24 protein-coding genes and 2 pseudogenes are annotated in these 19735 nt (G+C 72.2%); 4 read left to right on the forward strand and 22 right to left on the reverse strand.

Annotated elements, in window-relative coordinates; translation table 11 throughout:
* From H9652_RS19860 to H9652_RS13465, 15 genes and pseudogenes are all read right to left on the reverse strand, one after another.
* Positions 1 to 646: pseudogene (locus H9652_RS19860) on the reverse strand (hypothetical protein); the annotation flags it as partial.
* 11 nt (positions 647 to 657) lie between these two features.
* Complete coding sequence (locus H9652_RS13400) at positions 658 to 1422, reverse strand: C40 family peptidase (RefSeq protein ID WP_191796687.1); 765 nt, start codon at positions 1420 to 1422, stop codon at positions 658 to 660.
* Positions 1419 to 1856, reverse strand: a complete 438-nt coding sequence (locus tag H9652_RS13405) for a flagellar export protein FliJ (RefSeq protein ID WP_138825776.1) — start codon at positions 1854 to 1856, stop codon at positions 1419 to 1421. The genes H9652_RS13400 and H9652_RS13405 overlap by 4 nt, the downstream gene beginning before the upstream one ends.
* Positions 1856 to 3232 (reverse strand): FliI/YscN family ATPase, encoded by a 1377-nt coding sequence (locus H9652_RS13410; RefSeq protein WP_225228220.1) that lies wholly within the window; start codon positions 3230 to 3232, stop codon positions 1856 to 1858. The genes H9652_RS13405 and H9652_RS13410 overlap by 1 nt, the downstream gene beginning before the upstream one ends.
* Complete coding sequence (locus tag H9652_RS13415; RefSeq protein ID WP_191796688.1) at positions 3229 to 3915, reverse strand: FliH/SctL family protein; 687 nt, start codon at positions 3913 to 3915, stop codon at positions 3229 to 3231. Before H9652_RS13415 ends, H9652_RS13410 begins: the two co-directional genes overlap by 4 nt.
* Positions 3905 to 5062 carry a flagellar motor switch protein FliG gene (gene fliG / locus H9652_RS13420; RefSeq protein ID WP_225228221.1) on the reverse strand — a complete coding sequence of 386 codons (1158 nt, stop codon included), beginning with the start codon at positions 5060 to 5062 and terminating at the stop codon, positions 3905 to 3907. Before fliG ends, H9652_RS13415 begins: the two co-directional genes overlap by 11 nt.
* A complete protein-coding gene (fliF, locus tag H9652_RS13425) occupies positions 5059 to 6684 on the reverse strand; it encodes a flagellar basal-body MS-ring/collar protein FliF (RefSeq protein WP_191796689.1) in 1626 nt (541 codons plus the stop codon). Before fliF ends, fliG begins: the two co-directional genes overlap by 4 nt.
* A 1-nt stretch (position 6685) precedes the next feature.
* Complete coding sequence (fliE, locus tag H9652_RS13430) at positions 6686 to 7027, reverse strand: flagellar hook-basal body complex protein FliE (protein ID WP_191796690.1); 342 nt, start codon at positions 7025 to 7027, stop codon at positions 6686 to 6688.
* 5 nt (positions 7028 to 7032) lie between these two features.
* Positions 7033 to 7425, reverse strand: coding sequence for a flagellar basal body rod protein FlgC (locus H9652_RS13435; protein ID WP_138825784.1), 393 nt, complete (start codon positions 7423 to 7425; stop codon positions 7033 to 7035).
* 1 nt (position 7426) lies between these two features.
* The gene (locus tag H9652_RS13440; protein ID WP_138825786.1) at positions 7427 to 7768 is read right to left on the reverse strand and encodes a flagellar basal body rod protein FlgB; all 342 of its coding nucleotides are present in this window, start codon (positions 7766 to 7768) and stop codon (positions 7427 to 7429) included.
* Positions 7769 to 8012: 244 nt separating this feature from the next.
* Positions 8013 to 8510: a hypothetical protein gene (locus H9652_RS13445; protein ID WP_191796691.1), complete on the reverse strand. Its 498-nt coding sequence runs from the start codon at positions 8508 to 8510 to the stop codon at positions 8013 to 8015.
* Positions 8500 to 8925, reverse strand: a complete 426-nt coding sequence (gene fliS / locus H9652_RS13450; RefSeq protein ID WP_191791658.1) for a flagellar export chaperone FliS — start codon at positions 8923 to 8925, stop codon at positions 8500 to 8502. Before fliS ends, H9652_RS13445 begins: the two co-directional genes overlap by 11 nt.
* Positions 8926 to 8946: 21 nt before the next feature.
* Positions 8947 to 10317: a flagellar filament capping protein FliD gene (gene fliD, locus H9652_RS13455; protein ID WP_191796692.1), complete on the reverse strand. Its 1371-nt coding sequence runs from the start codon at positions 10315 to 10317 to the stop codon at positions 8947 to 8949.
* Between the two features lie 119 nt (positions 10318 to 10436).
* Positions 10437 to 11291 carry a flagellin N-terminal helical domain-containing protein gene (locus tag H9652_RS13460; protein WP_138825798.1) on the reverse strand — a complete coding sequence of 285 codons (855 nt, stop codon included), beginning with the start codon at positions 11289 to 11291 and terminating at the stop codon, positions 10437 to 10439.
* Positions 11292 to 11438: 147 nt separating this feature from the next.
* Positions 11439 to 12239 carry a sigma-70 family RNA polymerase sigma factor gene (locus H9652_RS13465; RefSeq protein WP_191796693.1) on the reverse strand — a complete coding sequence of 267 codons (801 nt, stop codon included), beginning with the start codon at positions 12237 to 12239 and terminating at the stop codon, positions 11439 to 11441.
* A 232-nt stretch (positions 12240 to 12471) separates the two neighbouring features.
* Here H9652_RS13465 and H9652_RS13470 point away from each other — a divergent pair, with 232 nt between their 5' ends.
* From H9652_RS13470 to fliW, 4 genes are all read left to right on the forward strand, one after another.
* The gene (locus H9652_RS13470; protein ID WP_138825802.1) at positions 12472 to 12960 is read left to right on the forward strand and encodes a flagellar protein FlgN; all 489 of its coding nucleotides are present in this window, start codon (positions 12472 to 12474) and stop codon (positions 12958 to 12960) included.
* A 12-nt stretch (positions 12961 to 12972) separates the two neighbouring features.
* Entirely contained in the window at positions 12973 to 14391 is a 1419-nt protein-coding gene (gene flgK / locus H9652_RS13475; RefSeq protein ID WP_191796694.1) for a flagellar hook-associated protein FlgK, read from the forward strand.
* 68 nt (positions 14392 to 14459) lie between these two features.
* A complete protein-coding gene (gene flgL / locus H9652_RS20345) occupies positions 14460 to 15335 on the forward strand; it encodes a flagellar hook-associated protein FlgL (protein WP_318244170.1) in 876 nt (291 codons plus the stop codon).
* Positions 15332 to 15697, forward strand: a complete 366-nt coding sequence (gene fliW, locus H9652_RS13485; RefSeq protein WP_191796695.1) for a flagellar assembly protein FliW — start codon at positions 15332 to 15334, stop codon at positions 15695 to 15697. The genes flgL and fliW overlap by 4 nt, the downstream gene beginning before the upstream one ends.
* A gap of 127 nt (positions 15698 to 15824) precedes the next feature.
* On the opposite strand, the gene H9652_RS13490 is transcribed toward fliW, so the two are convergent.
* The 7 genes and pseudogenes from H9652_RS13490 to H9652_RS13520 form a co-directional block, all read right to left on the reverse strand.
* Positions 15825 to 16310: a hypothetical protein gene (locus tag H9652_RS13490; RefSeq protein ID WP_191796696.1), complete on the reverse strand. Its 486-nt coding sequence runs from the start codon at positions 16308 to 16310 to the stop codon at positions 15825 to 15827.
* 59 nt (positions 16311 to 16369) lie between these two features.
* Positions 16370 to 16732 carry a response regulator gene (locus H9652_RS13495; protein WP_191791652.1) on the reverse strand — a complete coding sequence of 121 codons (363 nt, stop codon included), beginning with the start codon at positions 16730 to 16732 and terminating at the stop codon, positions 16370 to 16372.
* Positions 16729 to 17199: a chemotaxis protein CheX gene (locus H9652_RS13500; RefSeq protein ID WP_191796697.1), complete on the reverse strand. Its 471-nt coding sequence runs from the start codon at positions 17197 to 17199 to the stop codon at positions 16729 to 16731. The genes H9652_RS13495 and H9652_RS13500 overlap by 4 nt, the downstream gene beginning before the upstream one ends.
* On the reverse strand, positions 17196 to 17579 hold the full coding sequence (locus H9652_RS13505; RefSeq protein WP_138825814.1) for a response regulator: 384 nt from the start codon (positions 17577 to 17579) through the stop codon (positions 17196 to 17198). The genes H9652_RS13500 and H9652_RS13505 overlap by 4 nt, the downstream gene beginning before the upstream one ends.
* Positions 17576 to 18388 carry a CheR family methyltransferase gene (locus tag H9652_RS13510; protein ID WP_191796698.1) on the reverse strand — a complete coding sequence of 271 codons (813 nt, stop codon included), beginning with the start codon at positions 18386 to 18388 and terminating at the stop codon, positions 17576 to 17578. Before H9652_RS13510 ends, H9652_RS13505 begins: the two co-directional genes overlap by 4 nt.
* Positions 18385 to 19449: a protein-glutamate methylesterase/protein-glutamine glutaminase gene (locus tag H9652_RS13515; RefSeq protein ID WP_191796699.1), complete on the reverse strand. Its 1065-nt coding sequence runs from the start codon at positions 19447 to 19449 to the stop codon at positions 18385 to 18387. The genes H9652_RS13510 and H9652_RS13515 overlap by 4 nt, the downstream gene beginning before the upstream one ends.
* A 103-nt stretch (positions 19450 to 19552) precedes the next feature.
* Positions 19553 to 19735: pseudogene (locus H9652_RS13520) on the reverse strand (methyl-accepting chemotaxis protein); the annotation flags it as partial.

Genomic DNA, 19735 nt, shown 5'->3' on the forward strand with positions numbered 1-19735 from the left:
GCGGGCCGGCGCCCCCCGCGGCGGCCGGCCCGACGGACGCCCCAGGCTCCCCGGCGGTCGGCGCCGCGCTGCCTGCCGGTGGCACGGGCCCGGTGGCCTGCTCTTCCGGTCCGGCAGAGGACGGCCCGACGACTCCGGTCGCAGTACCGGTGTCGGCGACGGCACCTGCGGTCCCCGGCAGACCGACGGGTTCCGGGAGCACGGCCGAGCCGGGCGGCGCGGACGGCGGGACCACGGCAAGCGCAGCCGGCAGCTGCCCGTCGACCACGACAGCCCCCTCGACGCCCGTCCCCTCGCCGGCACCGTCGGTCTCGTCGGTGTCCTCGCTGCCGAGGACACCGTCGGAGGCCGTACCCGTCCCGCCCTCACCGGGCACGATCCCCTCGACGAACGCTCCGGAGCTTGCCTGGCTGCCCGGGACGCCAGGTGCACCGACGCTCCCCGGGTGAGCGGCGCCGTCGGGCAGGGTGCCCACGACGCCCGGCCCCTCGCCGGGCGACGGCGTGCCTGCCTGCCCGGCGGCCTCGTCCGACGCCGCGGCGAGCGACCGGCCGAACGCGTCCGAGGAGTCCCCCGCGCCGCGGCGCGGGCCGGGCGTGGCAGGAGGGGCGAGGATGCTCGCGAGCGACGACGTGACAGCGGTCATGACGGCGCCCCTCAGCCCAGCACGCGGCGGATCGTGGTCACGGAGGCGTCCGTGACCGGCGTGATCTCGACCGTCCGGCCGGGCTTGGGCGCGTGGATCATCTGCCCGTCGCCCAGGTAGATGCCGATGTGCTTGCCACCTCGCTGGACGATGAGGTCACCGGGCTGCGCCTGCGCGAGCGAGGCGACCTCGGTGCCCTGACGCATCTGGTCCTTCGCGACCCGCGGGAGGTCGACACCGTGCGCGCCGAACACGAGCTGGACGAGACCCGAGCAGTCGAGACCACCCTCGGCCAGGCTCTCGCCGCCCCAGACGTAGGGCACGCCCAGGTACTGCTTGGCCGTGTCGAGGATCGCCCCGGCCTTGCCCGCGGCACCGGACGTGGCGCCGTTCGTGGCCGCTGCCGACGGCGTCGCGGCGGCCGCCGCGCCCGCGGAGGTCGCGCTGCCGGCCGACGTCGCACCGGCCGCGAGCGAGGAGAACAGACCCGCGAGATCGAGCGACCCCGGAGAGGCGCCGGTGCCGGCTCCGGTCCCCGTGCTGGTGCCGGTCAGCGACGACAGCAGGCTGCCGAACAGGTCCGACGACCCCTTCGCGTCCCCGGCGCCGACCGCCGCGAGCACCGACGCGAAGTCGGTCGCGCTCGCCGCGCCGGTACCCGAGGACGTGCCCGTCGTGCCCGTCGACGACGCGCCGCGCGCAGCCGTCGGGTCCTGGAGGGCCGAGATCTCGGTGCGGATCTCCCCGACGCGGGTCAGGGCCTGGGTCATGCTCATGGTCCGGTGGTCCTTCCGGTGGTCGGTCGCCACGTCGACGAGGCGACCTCGTCGAGCGTGACCTGCTCGGCGCGCCCCTCGGCGCGTGCGACGTCCTCGTCGTGACGGTCCTCGAGCTTCTCGAGCCCGAGGCGCGCCGTCCGCGCTCCCTGGAGCCCGCTGAACGCCGCGTCGACCTCGGCCGACTTGCGGCGCGCCTCGGCCTCGAGGGCTGCGAAGAGCGCGCTCGTGGCGGCTCGCGACGCCGCGATCGCGGCGAGCGAAGCACCTGTCGTGGCGCGGTCGGGCGACGACTCGAGGTACGCCGAGAGCCCGCCCGCCTCCTCGACGGTCTGCGCGAGGTCCGCGTGGGCGCTCGCGAGACGCGCCTTGGCCGTGTCCTCCTCGAGCCGCCGCAGCCGCAGCACCCCCGCGAGCCGGAACTTCGTGCTCATCACGCCTCCCCGTCGATCAGGGCCTCGGTCAGTCGCGCGAGGCGCGACCACGTCTCCTCGGCCGGTGTGCCGTCCGTCATGGCTTGCTGGAGAAAGGCGTCGATCGCGCGCTCGTGCGTGATCGCGGCGTCCACGAGCTGGTCGGTGCCCTTCTTGTACGCCCCGATGTCGAGGATGTCCTGCGCCTTGCGGCGCGCCGCGAGGACCTTGCGCAGGGTCAGCGCGAGCGACCGCTGCTCGGGGGTCGTCACGCGTGACGCGACCCGCGAGATCGACCCGAGCGGGTCCACGGCCGGGTAGTGGCCCGAGACCGCGATGGCCCGGTCGAGCACCACGTGCCCGTCGAGGATCGAGCGCGCCTGGTCGGCGATCGGCTCGTTGTGGTCGTCGCCGTCGACCAGGACCGTGTAGATCCCCGTCACGGACCCGCGCACGCCCGTGCCCGCCCGCTCGAGCAGGTTCGCCATGAGGGAGAAGGTCGACGGCGGGTACCCGCGCGTGGCCGGGGGCTCCCCGACCGACAGACCGATCTCGCGCTGGGCCATGGACACGCGCGTCAGCGAGTCCATCATGAGCACCACGTGGGCGCCCTCGTCCCGGAAGGCCTCCGCGATCCGGGTCGCCGTGAACGCGGCCCGACGACGCATCATGGCCGGCTCGTCCGACGTCGCGACGACCACGACCGACCGCGCCAGGCCCTCGGGCCCCAGGTCGTCCTCGAGGAACTCGCGGACCTCACGACCACGCTCGCCGACGAGGGCGATGACCGACACCTCGGCGTCGGTCCCGCGCGCCACCATCGACAGCAGCGACGACTTGCCCACACCCGAGCCCGCGAACAGGCCGATGCGCTGCCCACGGCCGAGGGTCACGAGCGAGTCGAGCACGCGCACGCCCGTCTGGAGCGGCGTGTCGATGCGGGCGCGGTCCATGGCCGAGGGCGCCTCGTTGTCGACCGGGACCCGCACGTCGCTGACGATCGGGCCCAGGCCGTCGACCGGTCGCCCCAGCGCGTCGATCACGCGGCCGAACAGTCCCCGCCCCGTGGGGACGAGGATGCCCGTGCCGCTCGTGCGCACGGGCGCACCGGCGCCGACCCCCGTGAGCCTGCCGAGCGGCATGCACCGGGCCAGCCCCTCCGACGTCGCCACGACCTCGGCCGCGACGCCGTGGGGCGCCTCCCCGATGTGGACCAGGTCCCCCAGGGCGCACCGCAGTCCCGCGACCTCGACGCTCAGGCCGACGGCCGAGGACACGACACCGACCCGCTCGGGGCGGGCGGCGGCGGCCAGGTCGTCGAGCGCGGCCGGACGCCAGGGCGCCGGACCGGAGAGCGGACGGGCGGTCGCCCTGTCCATCACGTCGACCGCCGTCATGCCCCCGCCCTCCCGACCCCGGGACGCCCCGAGCTGCGACGCTCGGCGACCTCGTCGAGCCCCGTCGTGCCCGGGAGCTCCGCGACCTCGACGAGCTCCGCGAGCTCGGTCCTGGCCCGCTCGACCGCCGCCCCGACGCGGGCGTCGAGGAAGCCGTGCTCGAGGTCCGCCACGGCGTCGCCCCGGCGCAGCGTCGCGTCCGGCACGAGCACGGGCTCCCTGACCCCGGCCTCGGTGAGCAGGCGCACGTCGTCGGGGTGCAGGCGCACCTCGACGACCGCAGCCTCGGCGTTCGACGTCACCCGGGCGAGCGCGGCGTGCGCGGCCTGGGAGCGGTCCGTGAGCTGCACACCGACGATCGCCTCGGCGAGCCCCAGCGCACCGCGCAACGTGGCGTCCTGCGCGGCCTCGACGACCGGGACCGTGCGCTCGGCGAGCGCACGGGCCGCCTCGTGCAGCAGCGTGACCGTGCGCCGGATGCTCTCGACCTGCTCGGCGGCGCGGCGCGCGTGCTCCTCCTCGAGGGAGGCCCGCAGCCGGTCCATGCCCTCCTGGGCGGCGCGGGCACCCGCGGCGTACCCCGCGGCGTAGCCACGGGCGGACGCGGCCGCCTCGACCTCCTGGACCCGCGAGCTGTGCAGCACCGGCACCGCGCTCGGGACGAACGCCGACTCAGTAGACAAGCTCGTCCCCGTCCGTGCGGTGGATCGTGATCTTCTCGTCGGCCTCGAGGTCCCGGACGATGCGGACGATCTCGGCCCGCGCCTCCTCGACCTGGCTCACGCGCACGCCCCCCAGGCCCGCGATCTCCTCGTCGAGGAGCGTGCGGTTGCGCGCCGAGATGTTGGTCGTGACGGCCTCGACGACCCGTGCGGTCGTCCCCTTCATCGCGAGCGCGAGCACCGCCATCTCCACACCGCGCAGGATGATCTGGACGTCGCGCGCCTCGAACGAGGCGATGTCCTCGAACGTCAGCATGCGCGAGCGGACCTCGTCCGCCAGCGCCGGGTCGCGCGCCTCGAGGCCCTCGAGGAGAGCCTTCTCGGTCGCGACGTCCGAGCGGTTGATGATGTCGACGAGCGGCTGGACCCCGCCGATGATCTCGACCGGCTGACGCGGCGCGATGCTCGCCCCCATGCGGGCACGGAACTGGTCCGAGACGAGCTTGACCGCCTCGGGCGACGCCGTACCCATCGTGGCCAGCGCCTGGGCCACGTCGGTGCGGTACTCGTCGGCCAGGTTGGCCAGCACCGACGACGCGACCGTCGCGCTCAGGTGCGCGAGCACGAGGGCCACGGTCTGCGGGTGCTCACCGTCGAGCAGCGAGATGATCTGACCCGGCTCGGTCCCGTCGAGGTACTCGAAGGCCTTGCCCTGCATGCTCGCCACGAGGCGCTCGACGACGTCGGCGGCCTTGTCGACCCCCAGCGACGCCTCGAGCAGGCCGACCGCGAGGTCCTTGCCGCCTCGGGGACGAGGGCTGCCGGACAGCGCCATGTCGTAGAACTCGTCGAGGGCCGCGACCGCGAGGTCCGGGTCGACGACCTGCGTCCGCATGATCTCCGCGGCGACCTCGCCCGTCTCCTCCTCGGAGAACAGCGACATGACCGTGGCGGCGCGGTCCTGGCTCATCTGCATGAGCACGAGCGCGACCTTCTGGACACCGGACATGCCGGCGATCCGGCGCAGGGTCTCGACCGGGAGGCGTGACTCCCCGGAGTCGGGGGCGTCGATCGTGATCGTCTGCGTGACGCTCGCCGCGGGGGCACCCGGGGTACCCGTCGGTGCGTCCTGCACGCCGGTACCGGGCGCGTTCGTCGTGACGGTCATCGCCGCACCGCCCTGTCCTCGGCGAGGAGCACCCGCAGGTACTCGGCCGTCTTGTCCGGGTCGGCCCCGGCGAGCGCGTCCACCTCGGCCCGACGCTGGTCCAGGCTCGAGAAGCGGGGCGTCGGCGGCTGGATCTCCGGGCGCGTAGGCACCGGCTCCAGCAGCCCGTCACCGTCGTCCCGGCCACCGTGCATCGGCCCGAACTCGTCGAGACCGTCGCCCACGGGGCGCAGCTCGAGGTCGGCGATGTCGACCGTCTCGCGACGCTCACGGCGGCGACGGGCCCGCGACCAGACCACGAGGCCCAGGACGAGGAGCAGCAGGATGCCCGCGACGACCGCTCCGGTCCGCAGCATCTGGCCCTGCTTCTCGGCGGCGGCCGCTGCCTCGGCAGCGGCGAGCGCGGCCTGGGCGGCGTCGGCAGCCCCCGTGTCGAACACGAGCCGCTCGACCTCGACCACGTCCCCGCGGTCCGGGTTGATGCCGGCCGCGGCCGCCACGAGGCTCGTGATCGCCGCGGTGTTGCCCGCGCCGGCCGCGTCGGCGTTGAGCGCGACCGACACCGTCTGACGGGTCAGGGCGCCTGCGGGCCGCGTCGTCGTCTCCGTGGTCTTGTCGACCGCGTTGTTGCGCGTCGCGTCCTGGGACGTGTAGGTGCTGTCTCCGCTCCCGCCGTTCGGGACCGCGATGTTGTCCGGCCCCAGCACGCCTGCCCCGCCTCCGCCGGTGCCGGAGTACTCCTCGGTCGTGGTCGACTCGTTGAGCACCGGTCCGTTCTCGGGAGCGGTGAACTTCTCCTCGAGACGCTCCGAGCTCGACACGTCCATCTCGGCCGTCACCGCGACGGTGGAGTTCCCCGCACCGACGACACGGTCGAGCATGGCCTGCACCGCCCGGGCCGTGCGCTCCTCGTACTCCGAGCTCTGCTTGCCGGACGACCGGGTGCCCACGCCGACCTCCGAGAGGACGGCGCCGCTCTGGTCCACGACGGCGACGTCGGTGGGCGACATGCCGTCGATCGAGGCCGACACCAGGTGCACCATGGCCTCGACCTGCTCCGGTGCCAGCGACTTGCCGCGAGCCGGGGCGACGAACACCGACGCTGTCGGGGTGCCCTTTTCCGCGGCGAAGACCGTGGCCTCCGGGATGGCGAGCTGCACGGTCGCGGTCGAGACGTTGTCCATGGCGCCGATCGTGCGCGCCAGCTCGCCCTCGAGCGCACGCTTGTACGTCACGTCCTGCTGGAACTCGCTCGACGTCACGCCCATCTCGTCGAGCAGCGAGTACCCGCCGGTCGACTCGTCGGCCGGCAGCCCCGCCGCGGCGGCGGCGAGCCGCTGCTCGTAGACCTGCTCCTCGGGCACGAGCACCGTCGCTCCGCCGTCGGTCAGCTGGTAGGGGACGCCCTGCGACCTGAGCTGGTCCACGATCGCCGAGGCGTCCGCGCTCGACATGCCCGAGTACAGGGGCGTGAAGCTGGGGCGCGACACCCAGGACACGAGACCGACCACGGCGACCACGAGGATCGCGAGGGCGAGGACCGCGAGCGTGCGCTGCGCGATCGTGAAGTCGCGGACGGCGCCGAACGCGCGCCCGAACGACGACTTGATCTTCTCCGGCATGTCAGGCCTGCATCCTCATGATCTCGTTGAACGCGTCGACCGCCTTGTTGCGCACGGTGGCGACGAGCTCGAGGGTGGTAGCGGCACGCGTCGAGGCGATCGTCGCCTGGTGGATGTCGGCCAGGTCGCCCGACACCGCGGCGATCGTCAGCTCGTTGGAGGCGGCCTGCAGCTGCTGGGTGTTGTCGACCGCGCCACCGAGGACCTCGGCGAACGCGCTCGCGCCCACCTGCCCCGTGGACGCGGTGGCGGCGGAGGGCGACAGGCCCGACAGGGCCGACGCAGCCTCGGCACCCGACAGGTAGCCGGTCGCGGTCGTGGGCTCGATAGGAGACACAGGCATGGGGCTCACTTCCCGATCTGGAGGGCTGCTTCGTAGGCCGTCTTGGCCCGGTCGACGACCGCCGCGTTCGCCTGGTACCCGCGCTGGGCCAGGATGAGGCTGCCCATCTGCTCGGACATGTCGATGTCCGGGTAGCGCACGTACCCGTCCTCGTCGGCGAGCGGGTGGTCCGGCTCGTACGTGACGCGCCCTTCCTCGCTGCCCCAGGCGGCGCCCGCGACGAACGCGCCGGGGGTGTCGTTGCCACCCTCCTGCACGGTCACGTAGCGGGCGCGGAACGCGGCGTCGTCGGTCGACGTCACGGTGTTCACGTTGGAGAGGTTGTCGGCGACCGCGTCGAGCCACTTGCGGTGCACGGTCAGGCCGGTGCTGGCGATGCCGATCGCGTCGAACGTCATCTCAGCTCGTCCTCATCGCCGCGCGCAGCGAGGCCGCCTCGCCGCCGACAGCCTGCGTCGCGAACTGGTAGCGCAGCACGGTGTCGATGTTGGAGAGCGTCTCGGTGTCGAGGTTGACGTTCGAGCCGTTGAGCTGGGTGGGTTCGAGCGAGCGCGACACGCTGAACGCGACGCGCCCCTCGCCCGAGGCGACGGAGGAGGCCAGCGCCTGCTCGAACTGGACCCGCTTCGCGGTGTACCCGGGGGTGTTGATGTTGGCGACGTTCTCCGCGATCACACGCTGACGGGCGGAGAGCCCGTCGAGCGCGCTCTGGAGCGCCAAGGAGGTGACGGAGTCGAACACGATCGCGGTATCCCCACGTCGGAGGTGTCGGCCGTCCCATGGCCTACGGGGTGAGTCGTCCGTGCTCACCGTGATCTCTCGGCCGCAGGGCGGCCGTCGTGCGTCGCGTGCCCTGCCCCGGGTCGGGGGCGAAGGGATGCGTCGTCGTGTCACTTCGAGCCCTATGCAGGGCTGCGGGGAGTCAGCCGTCGTCCGCCGCGAGGGGCGTGCGCGGCGCCGCCAGGCGCGCGCGGAACGGAGCGGGTCAGGCCTCGACGTCGAGGTAGGCGGCGACCGGCGCGTCGTGCACGGTCGGCACGGCGGACAGCGCCCGCGCGTGCCGACGGTTCTCCGCGACGGCGTCGTGCAGGTGGTCGACGATGTGCGCATGGCCCGCCAGGACCTCGAGCGCGCGGTCCACCAGGCTCGCCGGCAGGCGCCCCAGGTCGGTCGGCGGGGTCCAGCGGACGAGCCTGTCCATCACCTCGGCGCCGGCGTCGGGACCAGCCCCCGCCGACATCGCGGCGAGGTCGTCCAGGACACGGGACCAGGCGGCGTGCGGGTCCGCGACAGCGTCGGTGGCACCCTGCGGGTCGAGGGCTCGGTGACGGTCGAGGGCGGCGTCCGGCTCCGGAGCGACCGACGGTTCGGACGCGTCCGCGAGGGCCGGCGAGCCCTGCACCCGCGAGGGCTCCTGGAGCTCCCACGCTGCCGGCGCCGCCGTCCCGGGCCGGGCTGTCACGAGCTGCGAGTCAGGCGACACCGGACACACCGCCCGTGCGGACGGACGAGGTGCTGTCGTGCCCCGCAGGGAGCACCTCGGCGGCCTGGCGCCACGTCTCCTGCAGCGGCAGGACGAGCTCGAGCACCTCGTGCGTGCGCGCGATGTCCCGGTGGACGTTCGCCGCGACCAGCGCCTCGTGCACGTAGACGTACACGGCGAGGAGGTCCTCGCCGCCGTCCCAGACGGAGGTGTCGAGCGAGCCCATGAGCTCCGCGACGATCGCCTGCGCGTGCAGGAGCTGCTCGGAGGCGGCCGTCCAGCGCTCCTCGCCCTGCGCGACCTCGGCCCGGCGCAGGTCGAGCACCAGCCGGTCGTAGAGCATGGTCAGCAGACGCGCCGGCGACGCGGTGAGGATGGCGTCGCGCCCGTAGGCGCTCTGGGCGAGGTTGGTCACGGGGTTTCCTTCGCGGGAGGGTCAGCGCTTGGACGGGTTCAGGGCGTTGAGCTGTCCTGTGAGCCACTGCTGCTGGGAGTCGAGCTTCGCGAGCTGCACCTCCATCGAGGTGAACTGCGCGCTGAGCCGGTTGTAGCGCTGCTCGAGCCGGGTGTCCCACCGGACGATCTGCTCGTCCATCCGCTTCGCGTTGGTCTCACGGTTCTGGATCGAGGTGGTCAGCTGGCCGTCGTACTTGTCCGACAGCGACTCGGCGGCCTCCTGGACACGGGCCGCGACCTTGTTGAACGTGGCCGTGACCTTGTTCGGGTCCGCCGCCAGGGCTGCGTCGAGCTTCTCGGCGTTGAACACGACCTCGCCGGTGCGCGTGATCTCGATGCCGATCGCGGACAGCGACTCGCCGTCGATCGGGTAGGACGCGGCGTCGGTCAGCGTCTGGCGCGCGTTGCGCACGACGGACTCGCCGGCCAGCGTCGCGCCCGACGTCGATCCGTCGGCCGCGATCGTGACCTTGGTCAGCGCGGCCATGCGGGACAGGATCGACTGGACCGAGTCGACGAAGCCCTTGACCGTGGCGGTCCGCGCCTCGGTGTCCTCGTTGACCGTGATGGTCACCGGGTTGGCGGAGGCCTTGGCGACCGTGACGTCCACGCCCGGGAGCAGGTCGGTGAAGACCGCCGTGGACGACGTCACGGTCTGCTCGGCGGGCGTCCCTGCCCACAGGCGCACCTTCGAGTCGGCGGCGGCGGTCACGGTCGCGGCCCCCGGGGCCGTGAGGAGGTTGGTCGCGGTGCCGCCGTCCACCTCGGCCGCAGTGCCGGCGTGGAACGAGAACGCGTTCTCGGCACCGGTCTCGGTCGACGTGAGCTGGAGGCGGAAGAGCTTCTCGCCCGTACCGGGGTCGGTGCCTGCGGACACCTTGACGGCCCGGACGCCCGTGTCCGACCCGTTGAGGGCCGCGACGACGTCGTCGAGGGAGGACGAGGCCGCCGTGACCTCGGTGTGCGCGCCCTTGGCGTCGGTGATCGTAAACTTCGTGCCGGGGGCCGTGCTCATGGCCCCGGTCACGGACTTCTGGCCCGCGGCGACGGAGTCGACGACGAGGTCGATCGTGCCCGCGCCGGCCGCCGGCTTGGCCGTCACCGCGACGGCGTCCGACGAGCTCGTCGCCTTGAACTGGGCGAGGGCATTGGGGGACGTGAGGTCCTTGGCAGACTTCGCGAGCGCGGCGATGCGCGTGTTGAGGTCCTGGAGCGCGGTGATCTCCGTGCGCTGGAGCTTGACCTTGGCCTGGAGGTTGAGCTGGGGGATCGATTCGACCTTCATGAGGTCCGCCACCAGCGCCTTGACGTCGAGCCCGCTCGACGTGAGACCGGAGAGAGTGATGCCCACGGGAAATGCCTCCAGGACGTTGGGTCGGCTGGGTCAGCCAGGGTCAGGTCGGTGAGGGAAGAGCACCCGACGGGCGGCGACCTGTGCGGACGCCGCCGCCCGTCGGGTGGCTGTCAGTCTCAGCCGAGGAGCTGCAGGACTCCGGCGTTGGACTGGTTGGCCTGGGCCAGCATCGCGGTACCGGCCTGGGACAGGATGTTGGTGCGCGAGTAGTTCATCATCTCCTTGGCCATGTCGACGTCGCGGATGCGCGACTCCGCCGAGGTCAGGTTCTCCGCGGCGACGTTGATGTTGGAGATCGCGTACTCCAGACGGTTCTGCGTCGCACCGAAGTTCGAACGAGCCGTCGACACAGCCTTGAGCGCCGTGTCGATCGTCTCGATCGCGGCCTGACCGTTCGCCGCCGTGGCGACCGTCAGCGACGACCCACCACCGGCGGCGGAGATCCCGGCCCCGATGATGGTCTCGAGGTCGTTCGCCGCGAGGGCGATGGTGATGGTGTTGCCGCTGCCGGCACCCTCCGCGCCGACCTGGACCGTGAGGTCCGTCGCCGCGGCGGTGAGCAGGTTGATGCCGTTGAAGTTCGTCGACTGCACGACGCGGGTGAGCTCGTTCGCGAGCTCGTCGAGCTCGGACTTGATCGCCGTGCGGGCGTCGGCGTTGTTCGTGTCCGAGGACGCCTGGACCGCGAGGTCACGCATACGCTGCAGGATCGACTGGGACTCGCCCAGCGCACCTTCAGCAGCCTGCACGACGCTGATGCCGTCCTGCGCGTTACGAGCAGCGACCGAGTAGCCGTTGACCTGAGCCTTGAGGCCCTCCGCGATCGACAGACCCGCGGCGTCGTCGGCCGCACGGTTGATACGAAGACCCGACGACAGCTTCTCGAGCGACTTGCTCTGGCTGTTCTGCGTGTTCGTCAGGTTACGGAACGTGTTCAGTGCAGAGACGTTCGTGTTGACGCTGAAGCCCATGATGAGTCCTCCGTGAGACGGGCGAGAAGAATGGTCCCCCAGCCCATCCATGGGCCGGTCGACCACGACTGTCGGCACGGATCACGTCGTCGTCTGGCACCGAGCGGGTGAGATCTGGTCGCGGGCCGGCGCCCGGCGACCCTGAGGTCAGGAGGCCGCGGGGGTCGACCAGGCGGCACGGCGGGTCGCGCCACCCGCGACCCTGTCCCCCACGTCGGCCAGGTACTCACGACGCCGCGCGGACAGCGGCGCCGTCGAGCCCCGCGACTCCCGGTCGGAGTAGTGCGCCTCGAGCCCCTCACGCAGCAGGCGGACCGCCTCGATCCTCGCGTGCGAGACCGTCGAGTGCCCGATGCCGAGCTCCTCGGCGAGAGCGCCGACGGTGCGGCCTGCGAAGTAGACCTCCTCCACGATGTACCGCAGCTGCTCGGGCAGGGCCGCGACGGCCTCGCGCACGACGTGCCGCTCCTCGGTCGCGAGCACCTGCTCCTCGGGGCTCGGCGCATCGAGGACCACGTGCTCGTACATCGTGTCGTCGACCGCGACGATCGAGCGGCCGGCGTCGTCGCGGATCGCCCGGACGTCCGCGACCACGACGCCCATGGCCTCGGCGACCTGGACGTCGGTCGGCTCCCGGCCCAACGACGCCGTCAGCGCGGCCTCGACTGCGGTGAGCTCCTTGATCCGCTTGCGCGCCGACCGGGGCGCCCAGTCCTGGGACCGCAGCTCGTCCGAGAGGGCACCGACGATGCGGCGTCGGGCGTACGCACCGAAGGGCACCCCGCGGGCCGGGTCGTACGCCGTCGCGGCCGTCGTCAGCGCGATCGCCCCCACCGACGCGAGGTCCTCCCGCGAGAGGTGGTCCGCTCGGGCGCACAGGTCGGACACGAGGAAGCCGACGAGGGCAAGGTTGTCGACGACGAGAGCATTGCGCTCGGAGAGGTTCACGCCGAAGCACCTTTCTGCTGGGCATCTGCTGGGCACCCTGCGTCGCACCGCCCCGAGAGGGCACCGGGGAGGACGCTGCGAGGTACGCGGTGGCGACCGCGTCAAGGACTCCCATGCGGATCGGTCGACGATCAGTCGCCACATCCGCGCCGCAGCGACCGACAGTGGTCTCCGAGCGGGCCTCGCGGCCCGCCGTCCCGACCGACCACGCCGCACGTAAGGGAGAGCCGCATTGGGCCCTCAGGAGCTGTCGACCCTGTTGTGGCGAGAGCGTGAGCTGCTGGAGATGCTGCTCTTCAAGCTCGAGGAGGAGCAGCTGCTCCTCACGGCCGGCCGCACCCGCTGGCTCGCGCACGCCAACCGTGAGGTCGAGACCGTCATGGAGAAGGTGCGCGAGGCGACCCTCGTGCGCACCGTCGCCTCCGAGACGGTCGCCTCGTCCTGGGGGCTGTCCCCCGACGCGACGCTGCGTGAGATCGCGGCGGCCGCGCAGAGCACCGGACCGTGGCGCGAGATCTTCGAGGGGCACCTCGCCGGCCTGACCGAGCTGACGGTGCGCATCAAGACGGTCCGGGACACCAACACCCAGATCGTCAACCACGCCTCACGCTCGACGCAGGAGACCCTCGCGACGCTCGGCGGTGAGGCGCGGACCTACGACGCGACCGGCGCCGCCACGGCGCAGTCCGCCGTCGCCCGCCTCTTCGACACGATCCTGTAAGGAACCGCGCCCATGAGCTCGTTCGCCATCCTCAACACCGCCCGCCAGGGCCTGAACGCCGCCCAGGCCGGTATCGACGTGACCGGTCAGAACGTGGCCAACCTCAACACCAACGGCTACACGCGTCAGCGCATCCAGCAGTCGTCCGTCTCCCCGCTGGCCGAGATGGGCCTGGCGCGCTTCGCCCAGCCCGTGCGCAACGGCCAGGGCGTGAGCATCGACGGCGTCGCCCGGCTCGGGAACCTCTTCCTCGAGTCCCGCGTGCGGCAGACCGCGTCGAACGAGGGGTACTCCGTGGTGCGCGCCACGGCCTTCAACGCGGTCGAGGACATCCACGGCGAGCCCTCGGACACGGGGATGTCCGCGACCCTGCAGTCGTTCTGGAGCGGTTGGCAGGACGTCGCGAACGCCCCCGGCAAGGAGGCCCAGGCGCGCGTGGTCATCGAGCGCGCGGTGGGCATCGTCGACCGGCTCGTCGCGGGGCGCGCCGAGGTCGCCGGGCAGTGGCAGCAGTCCCGCACGAGCGCGACCTCCCTCGTCTCGGAGGTCAACGCGATGGCGGACAAGGTCGCGGCGCTCAACGCACAGATCCGCGACGCCGCAGGCCAGGGTGTCTCGACCAACGAGCTCGTGGACCACCGGAACCAGGTGACGGCCTCGCTCGCACAGGTCGCCGGCGCCCAGGCCAGCATGAACCCGGACGGCACGGTCAGCGTCCTGCTGGGCGGCAACCTGCTCGTCGACGGCACCACGACCAACCCGGTCAAGCTGGCGGGCTCGCAGTCGATGGACGGCGTGACCACGGACCCTGTCCGCCTCGAGTGGGCGCACCGCGCCGGGGCGCAGGTCGCCCTCGAGGGCGGAGACCTCGCAGGGCACCTGTCCGCCCTGGCACCCGCTTCGTCCGGTGGCGTGTACGCCCAGGCCGCGGCGGGCTACGACACCCTCGCCTCGACGATCGCCGCCCAGGTCAACGCGCTCCACACGACGGCCCAGACGACGACGGGCGCGCCGGGAGGCCCCTTCTTCGTCTTCGACGCGGGCAAGCCCCCGGCGTCGGGCATCAAGGTCGCGGTCACCGACCCCTCGCAGGTCGCTGCGAGCGGCGGCGGCGGCGCGCTCGACGGATCCGTCGCGGACAAGATCGCCCGACTCGGCGTCGCGTCCGACGGTCCCGACGCCGGCTGGTCCGCACACGTCGCGACGATCGCCGTGAAGTCGAGCTCGGCGACGTACGACGCGAAGCTCGCGACCATCGCGTCCACCGCGGCGTTCTCCGACCTGCTGTCCAACTCGGCCGTCTCGCTCGACGAGGAGACCGTGAACCTCGTCCAGTACCAGCACGCCTACCAGGGGGCCGCGCGTGTCCTCACCGCGGTCGACGAGATGCTCGACCAGCTCATCAACCGCACGGGCCGCGTCGGCCTGTGACCCACCCGAACCGTCCGCCGCGTCGGCCCGCCGGCCCGCCCGCCCGACCCGCCTCCTAGGGGAGAACCGTGCGCATCACCAACCAGATGCAGGCCTCGTTCGTCACACGAAGCATGCAGGCCAACCTCGCCCGGATGGCCGAGCTCCAGGAGCAGGGCACGTCCGGACGCAAGCTCGTCCGCGCGTCGAGCGACCCTTCTGCGGCGGCCGACGCCTTGTCGGTGCGCAACCAGCTCGCGACCGAGAAGCAGTACCAGCGCAACATCGAGAACGGCGACGGCTGGCTCTCGACGCTCGACTCGGCGCTCGGGTCCGTCACGGACGTCGTCCAGCGCGTGCGCGACCTCGTGATGCAGGGAGCCTCGGACACGGCGTCGCCCGACGCGCGCGAAGCCATCGCGGTCGAGCTCGACGAGCTCCGCTCCGAGCTGCTGCGCCAGTCGAACACGACCTACCTGGGGCGCAACGTGTTCGCCGGCACGTCCGACGAGGGCGTCGCGTTCCGTGACGACTACAGCTTCACCGGTGTCCCTGGCAGCAGCGTCGAGCGTCGTATCGGTGCCGACTCGACCGTCCAGGTCGACATCGACGGGGCCGCGGTCTTCGGCACCGGAGCGGGATCGGTCTTCGCCCTCCTCGACACGGTCGTGGCCGACCTGCGGACGGGCACGAACGTCCGGGGCCACCTCGCAGCCGTGGACTCCCGGCTGTCCGCCGTCCTGACCCAGCACACCACCGTCGGTGCACGGCAGAACCAGCTCGAACGTGCCACGGACACCAACGCCGACTCTCAGCTCGCGCTCAAGACGCAGCGCGCCGGGATCGAGGACGCCGACATCGCCGAGATCGCGATCGACCTCCAGCTCAAGCAGGTCGCCTACCAGGCGACGCTGAGCATCGGGTCCAACCTCCTGCAGCCCACTCTCATGGACTATCTCCGATGACCACCATCACCTTCGTGACCCCGCCCCCGGGCCTCACCGCGCGCCGCTTCGAGCTGCTCGACGAGCAGGCCGAAGGCGTCTACACGCTCGCGGCTCTCGACGTCCCCGGCGTCGAGCTCCTCGTCGTCGACCCGGGCCGCTGGGTGCCCGACTACGCCCCCGCGATCCCGGCGGGCGACCTCGCGCTCATCGGAGCGTCCGACCAGGACCCCGTGGTCCTCGTGGTCGCGAGCGCACGCGCCGGGGTCGTGAGCGTCAACCTCATGGCCCCGGTCCTGGTACACCCGGACACCGGTGCCGCGATCCAGACGATCCTCGACGGCCAGGGACTGGACCTGCGGCGAGAGCTCGTCCCGGCCTGACCACCGTCCCCCGCCGCACCGGGTGCGCTGCTCCACGCAGGCCCGCTCGACGCAGTGCTCGACGCACGAAGGAAGGCCCGTCCGGGGAACCGGCGGGGCCTTCCTTCGTGCGTCGTGCCGTGGAGGACTACCGCAGGACGACCGTGAAGGCTCCTCCGCCGTAGCCCGCGACCTCCACCTCGGCGTCGAGCCGACGACCCGTGCTGCGCAGGAACGACACGGCGGTGCCCGGCAGGGCGGCCCGCGTCGAGTCGAACACGTCGGCGAGCACCAGGTGCGGGGCATCCTGCGTGTTGAAGAGCCCGGCCGTGACGTTGAGGACCTCCGAGACGTTCTCGAGCAGCACGTCGCTGAGCCTCCCGTCCGCCGCGGCGTCCTTCGCCGGTCCGGGCGGCATGAGGCCGATCGACGCGCCGAGGTACGCGCCCAGGGGGACGTCGACCGCGACCACGGCCTCGACCTGGCCGCGGTTGCTCAGGTAGGTGGCCACGACGAGTCCCTTCGTCTCGGGCGTCATGAGCCGGCCGGCCGGCACGGCCGTGCACGCACGGCCGACCAGGCCCGCGTACAGGTCCTTGATCTCCTTGAGCTGGGGCAGGGGCGTGGTGGTCACGAGTGGGGTCCTCCGGGGTCTCTCGGTGGGTGGTGCGCTGGGGGTGCGCGTGGATGAGGTCAGCGGAAGTGCGGACGCAACGCCGACTCGAACGTGCCGGCGTCGAAGGGCTTGGCGATGAGGAACAGCGCCCCCTCGCTCTCGGCGAGCTCGCGCATCTGCGGCGAGCCCTCCGACGTGACGAAGCCGAACGGGACGCTCGAACCGCCCGCGCGCAGCGCACGCAGGAAGTCGATCCCGTTCATCTCGGGCATGTTCCAGTCCGACAGGACGAGGTCGGGCTTCTCCGCGCGGGTCAGGGCGAGCGCCTCGGCACCGTCACCGGCCTGGACGACGTCCCAGTCGCCGAAGCCCGCCTGACGCAGGGTGCGCAGGACGATCTGTCGCATGACGCGGCTGTCGTCCGCCACGAGGACTCTCACAGGTCTTCTCCGTTCGTCGAGGTCCACAGCTGGATGAGGATCGGGCCGCCCCACCAGAGCAGCGCCTGCTCGTGATCAGCCGGGCGGGAGGCCGAGGGCTCGGCGTGCTCGACGACCGGCAGCGTCAGCGACGACCCCTCGGGCATCATGGCCTTGAGGTTCCCACCGACGACGTTCGCGACCTCCCCGAGCGCGTCCTGGACGTCCTCGAGCGTCACCGGCTCGTCGTCCTCCTTGAGCAGGAGCGAGCGGGCGAGACGGTCCGCGGTCTCACGGGCCGTCACGACCAGCGTGCGCGAGACCGCCGGTCCGACGATGTCGACCCAGGCGTACAGCGGGTCGGTGATCGGCTCCTCCAGGGCCTCCATGGGCAGGAGCAACCCCGGCTCGCCGTCGACCATCGCGGTGAACAGGTCCTGCGCCATCGGGACGACGCTCTGTGCGAGCGTCGAGGTGGTGTCGGTCATGCGAGCTCCTTCTGCGGCAGCAGCCCGAGCATGTCGAGCTTCGCCTCGAGCGCATCAGGGGTGAACGGCTTGATGAGGTACTCGTGCGCCCCGGCCGCGAGGGCACGCACGATCTGGTTCTGCTCGGACTCGGTCGTGACCATCATGAGCGTGAGGTCGCGCCAGTCCCGGCGCTTGCGGACCTCCTGGACGAGCTCCAGGCCGTCCATCACGGGCATGTTCCAGTCGACGCACGCCAGGTCGAAGCGTTCACCGGCCTCGAGCAGGTCGAGCGCTGCGCGCCCGTCCCCCGCCTCGGCGATCTCGAAGCCGAGACCCTTCAACGTCGACGCGACGATGCGGCGCATCACGCGCGAGTCGTCGATCACCAGCGCTCTCATGCGCTGCCTCCTCGGAGTCGGTAGATGGAGCCGTGTGCGCCGTCGACGCGTTCCCACGCGGGATCGACACCGACGGTCGTCTCGGCGGCACCCAGGATCAGGTAGCCGCCAGGTCTCACCCGGCTACGGAGCCGGGCGAGGATCGACTGCTTGGTGGGCATGTCGAAGTAGATGAGGACGTTGCGCAGGAAGACCACGTCGAACGTCCCGACGCCCGGAGGCGGCGTGAGCAGGTTGTGCTTCTCGAACGTCAGGTTCCGGCGCAGCGCGGGGTCGACCTCCCACTCCGCGCCGGCCCGTCGGAAGTGCCGGACGAGCATCGGGGCGGGCAGCCCGCGGTTGACCTCGAGCTGGCTGTACCGGCCGCCACGGGCACGGTCGAGCACCTGCGCGTTGATGTCGGTCGCGAGGATCCGGAAGCGCTGGTGCCCCTGCTCGGCCAGGACCATCGCGATGCTGTAGGGCTCCTGGCCCGTCGAGCACGCTGCCGACCAGATCGACAGGTCGCCGTCGCCGTGGGCCGGCAGCACGACGCGTCGCAGGGCCGTGAACGGCGAGGTGTCACGGAACCAGGACGTCTCGTTGGTCGTCATGGCCTCGACCACGCGCACGATCTCGCCGCTCGAACCGGTGCGCACGTACCTCTGCACGTACTGCTCGACGGCGTCGGTCCCGTGGAGCCCCTTCTCCCGGGCCAACGGTCCGAGCCGCGACTCGACGAGATACTCCTTGCCAGGGGCGAGCTGGATCGCGCTGTGCCGGCGGACCAGGTCGCTCACGAACGAGAACGACTGGGTGGACACGGTCATGCGTGTGCTCCTTCGATCGCCGAGACGACGGCTCGGGCGAGGTGGTCGAGCGGAAGGACCTGGTGGGCGTGGCCCGCCGTGACCACGGCACCCGGCATGCCCCACACGACCGACGAGGCCTCGTCCTGGGCGACGACGTGTCCCCCGGCCCCGGTGACCGCTCCTGCGCCGTCGCGCCCGTCCGAGCCCATGCCCGTCAGGACGAGCGCGAGAAGGTCGCCACCCAGCACCTGGACCGCGGACCGGAACAGGACGTCGACCGAGGGGCGTGTGAAGTTGACGGGTGGGCCGTCCGTGACGGCGGTCGCCAGGCTGGAGCCCCGGCGCACGACCTCGAGGTGACGCCCGCCGGGCGCGAGGTAGGCGTGACCAGGCGCGAGGATCTCTCCTCCGACGGCCTCGACCACGGTCGTGGGCCCCTCACGGTCGAGCCGTTCCGCGAGCTGGCGGGTGAACACGGGCGGCATGTGCTGGACCACGAGGACCGGCACGGGCAACGGCTCACGGATCGCCGAGAAGACCCTGCGCAGCGCGTCGGGCCCCCCGGTCGAGGAGCCGACGACGACGGCACGGACCGGGCGTCGCGGCGCCGCCCTGCGCGTGGTCGGCACGGCGGCCGCGACCGCGCTGCCGGGCCCCGCCGCTGCCGGTCGACGGGCACCTGGCACGAGAGCCTTGATCTTGGGGACGAGCTCGAGCCCTACCCGTTCGAGGGCGGTCTGCACCGAGCCCGTGCCGCTGGGCTTCGTCACGTAGTCCGTCGCCCCGGCCGTGAGCGCGTCGAGCGTCGCCCCTGCTCCGCGCTCCGTGAGCGTCGAGAACATGATGACGGGCATGCGCCGGCCGGCGGCGCGCAGCGCGCGCACCGTCTCGATGCCGTCGAGCACGGGCATCTCGATGTCGAGCGTGATCAGGTCGGGCTCGAGCTGCTCGACCTTCGCGAGGGCGAGGCGTCCGTCGGCAGCGGTGCCGACGACCGTGATCTCTGGGTCCCGCTCGAGGGTCTGCGTGACGAGGCGTCGGATGACGACCGAGTCGTCGACGACGAGCACCCGGATCACGCGAGTCCTCCTGGGACGGCGGGCAGGGCCGTGCACCCGGCCGAGGACCCCGGAGGGCTCCCGGCCGGGCGCGCGGTCGACGCCTTGTGCTTCACCGGCGGGCTCAGATCCGGAACTGGGCGACGCGGGTGCGCAGCTCGACCGAGACCTGGGCAAGCTCGTCGACCGCCACGCTCATCCGCTGCATCGTCGCCGCGCTCTCCTGCGCAGCGGTCGCGATGCCGGTGATGTTGCCCGCGATCTCCGAAGCACCCGTCGCGGACTCCTGCACCCCACGAGACATCTC

It is taken from the genome of Oerskovia rustica (assembly GCF_014836555.1).
In the GTDB taxonomy this organism is placed as follows: Bacteria; Actinomycetota; Actinomycetes; order Actinomycetales; family Cellulomonadaceae; genus Oerskovia; species Oerskovia rustica.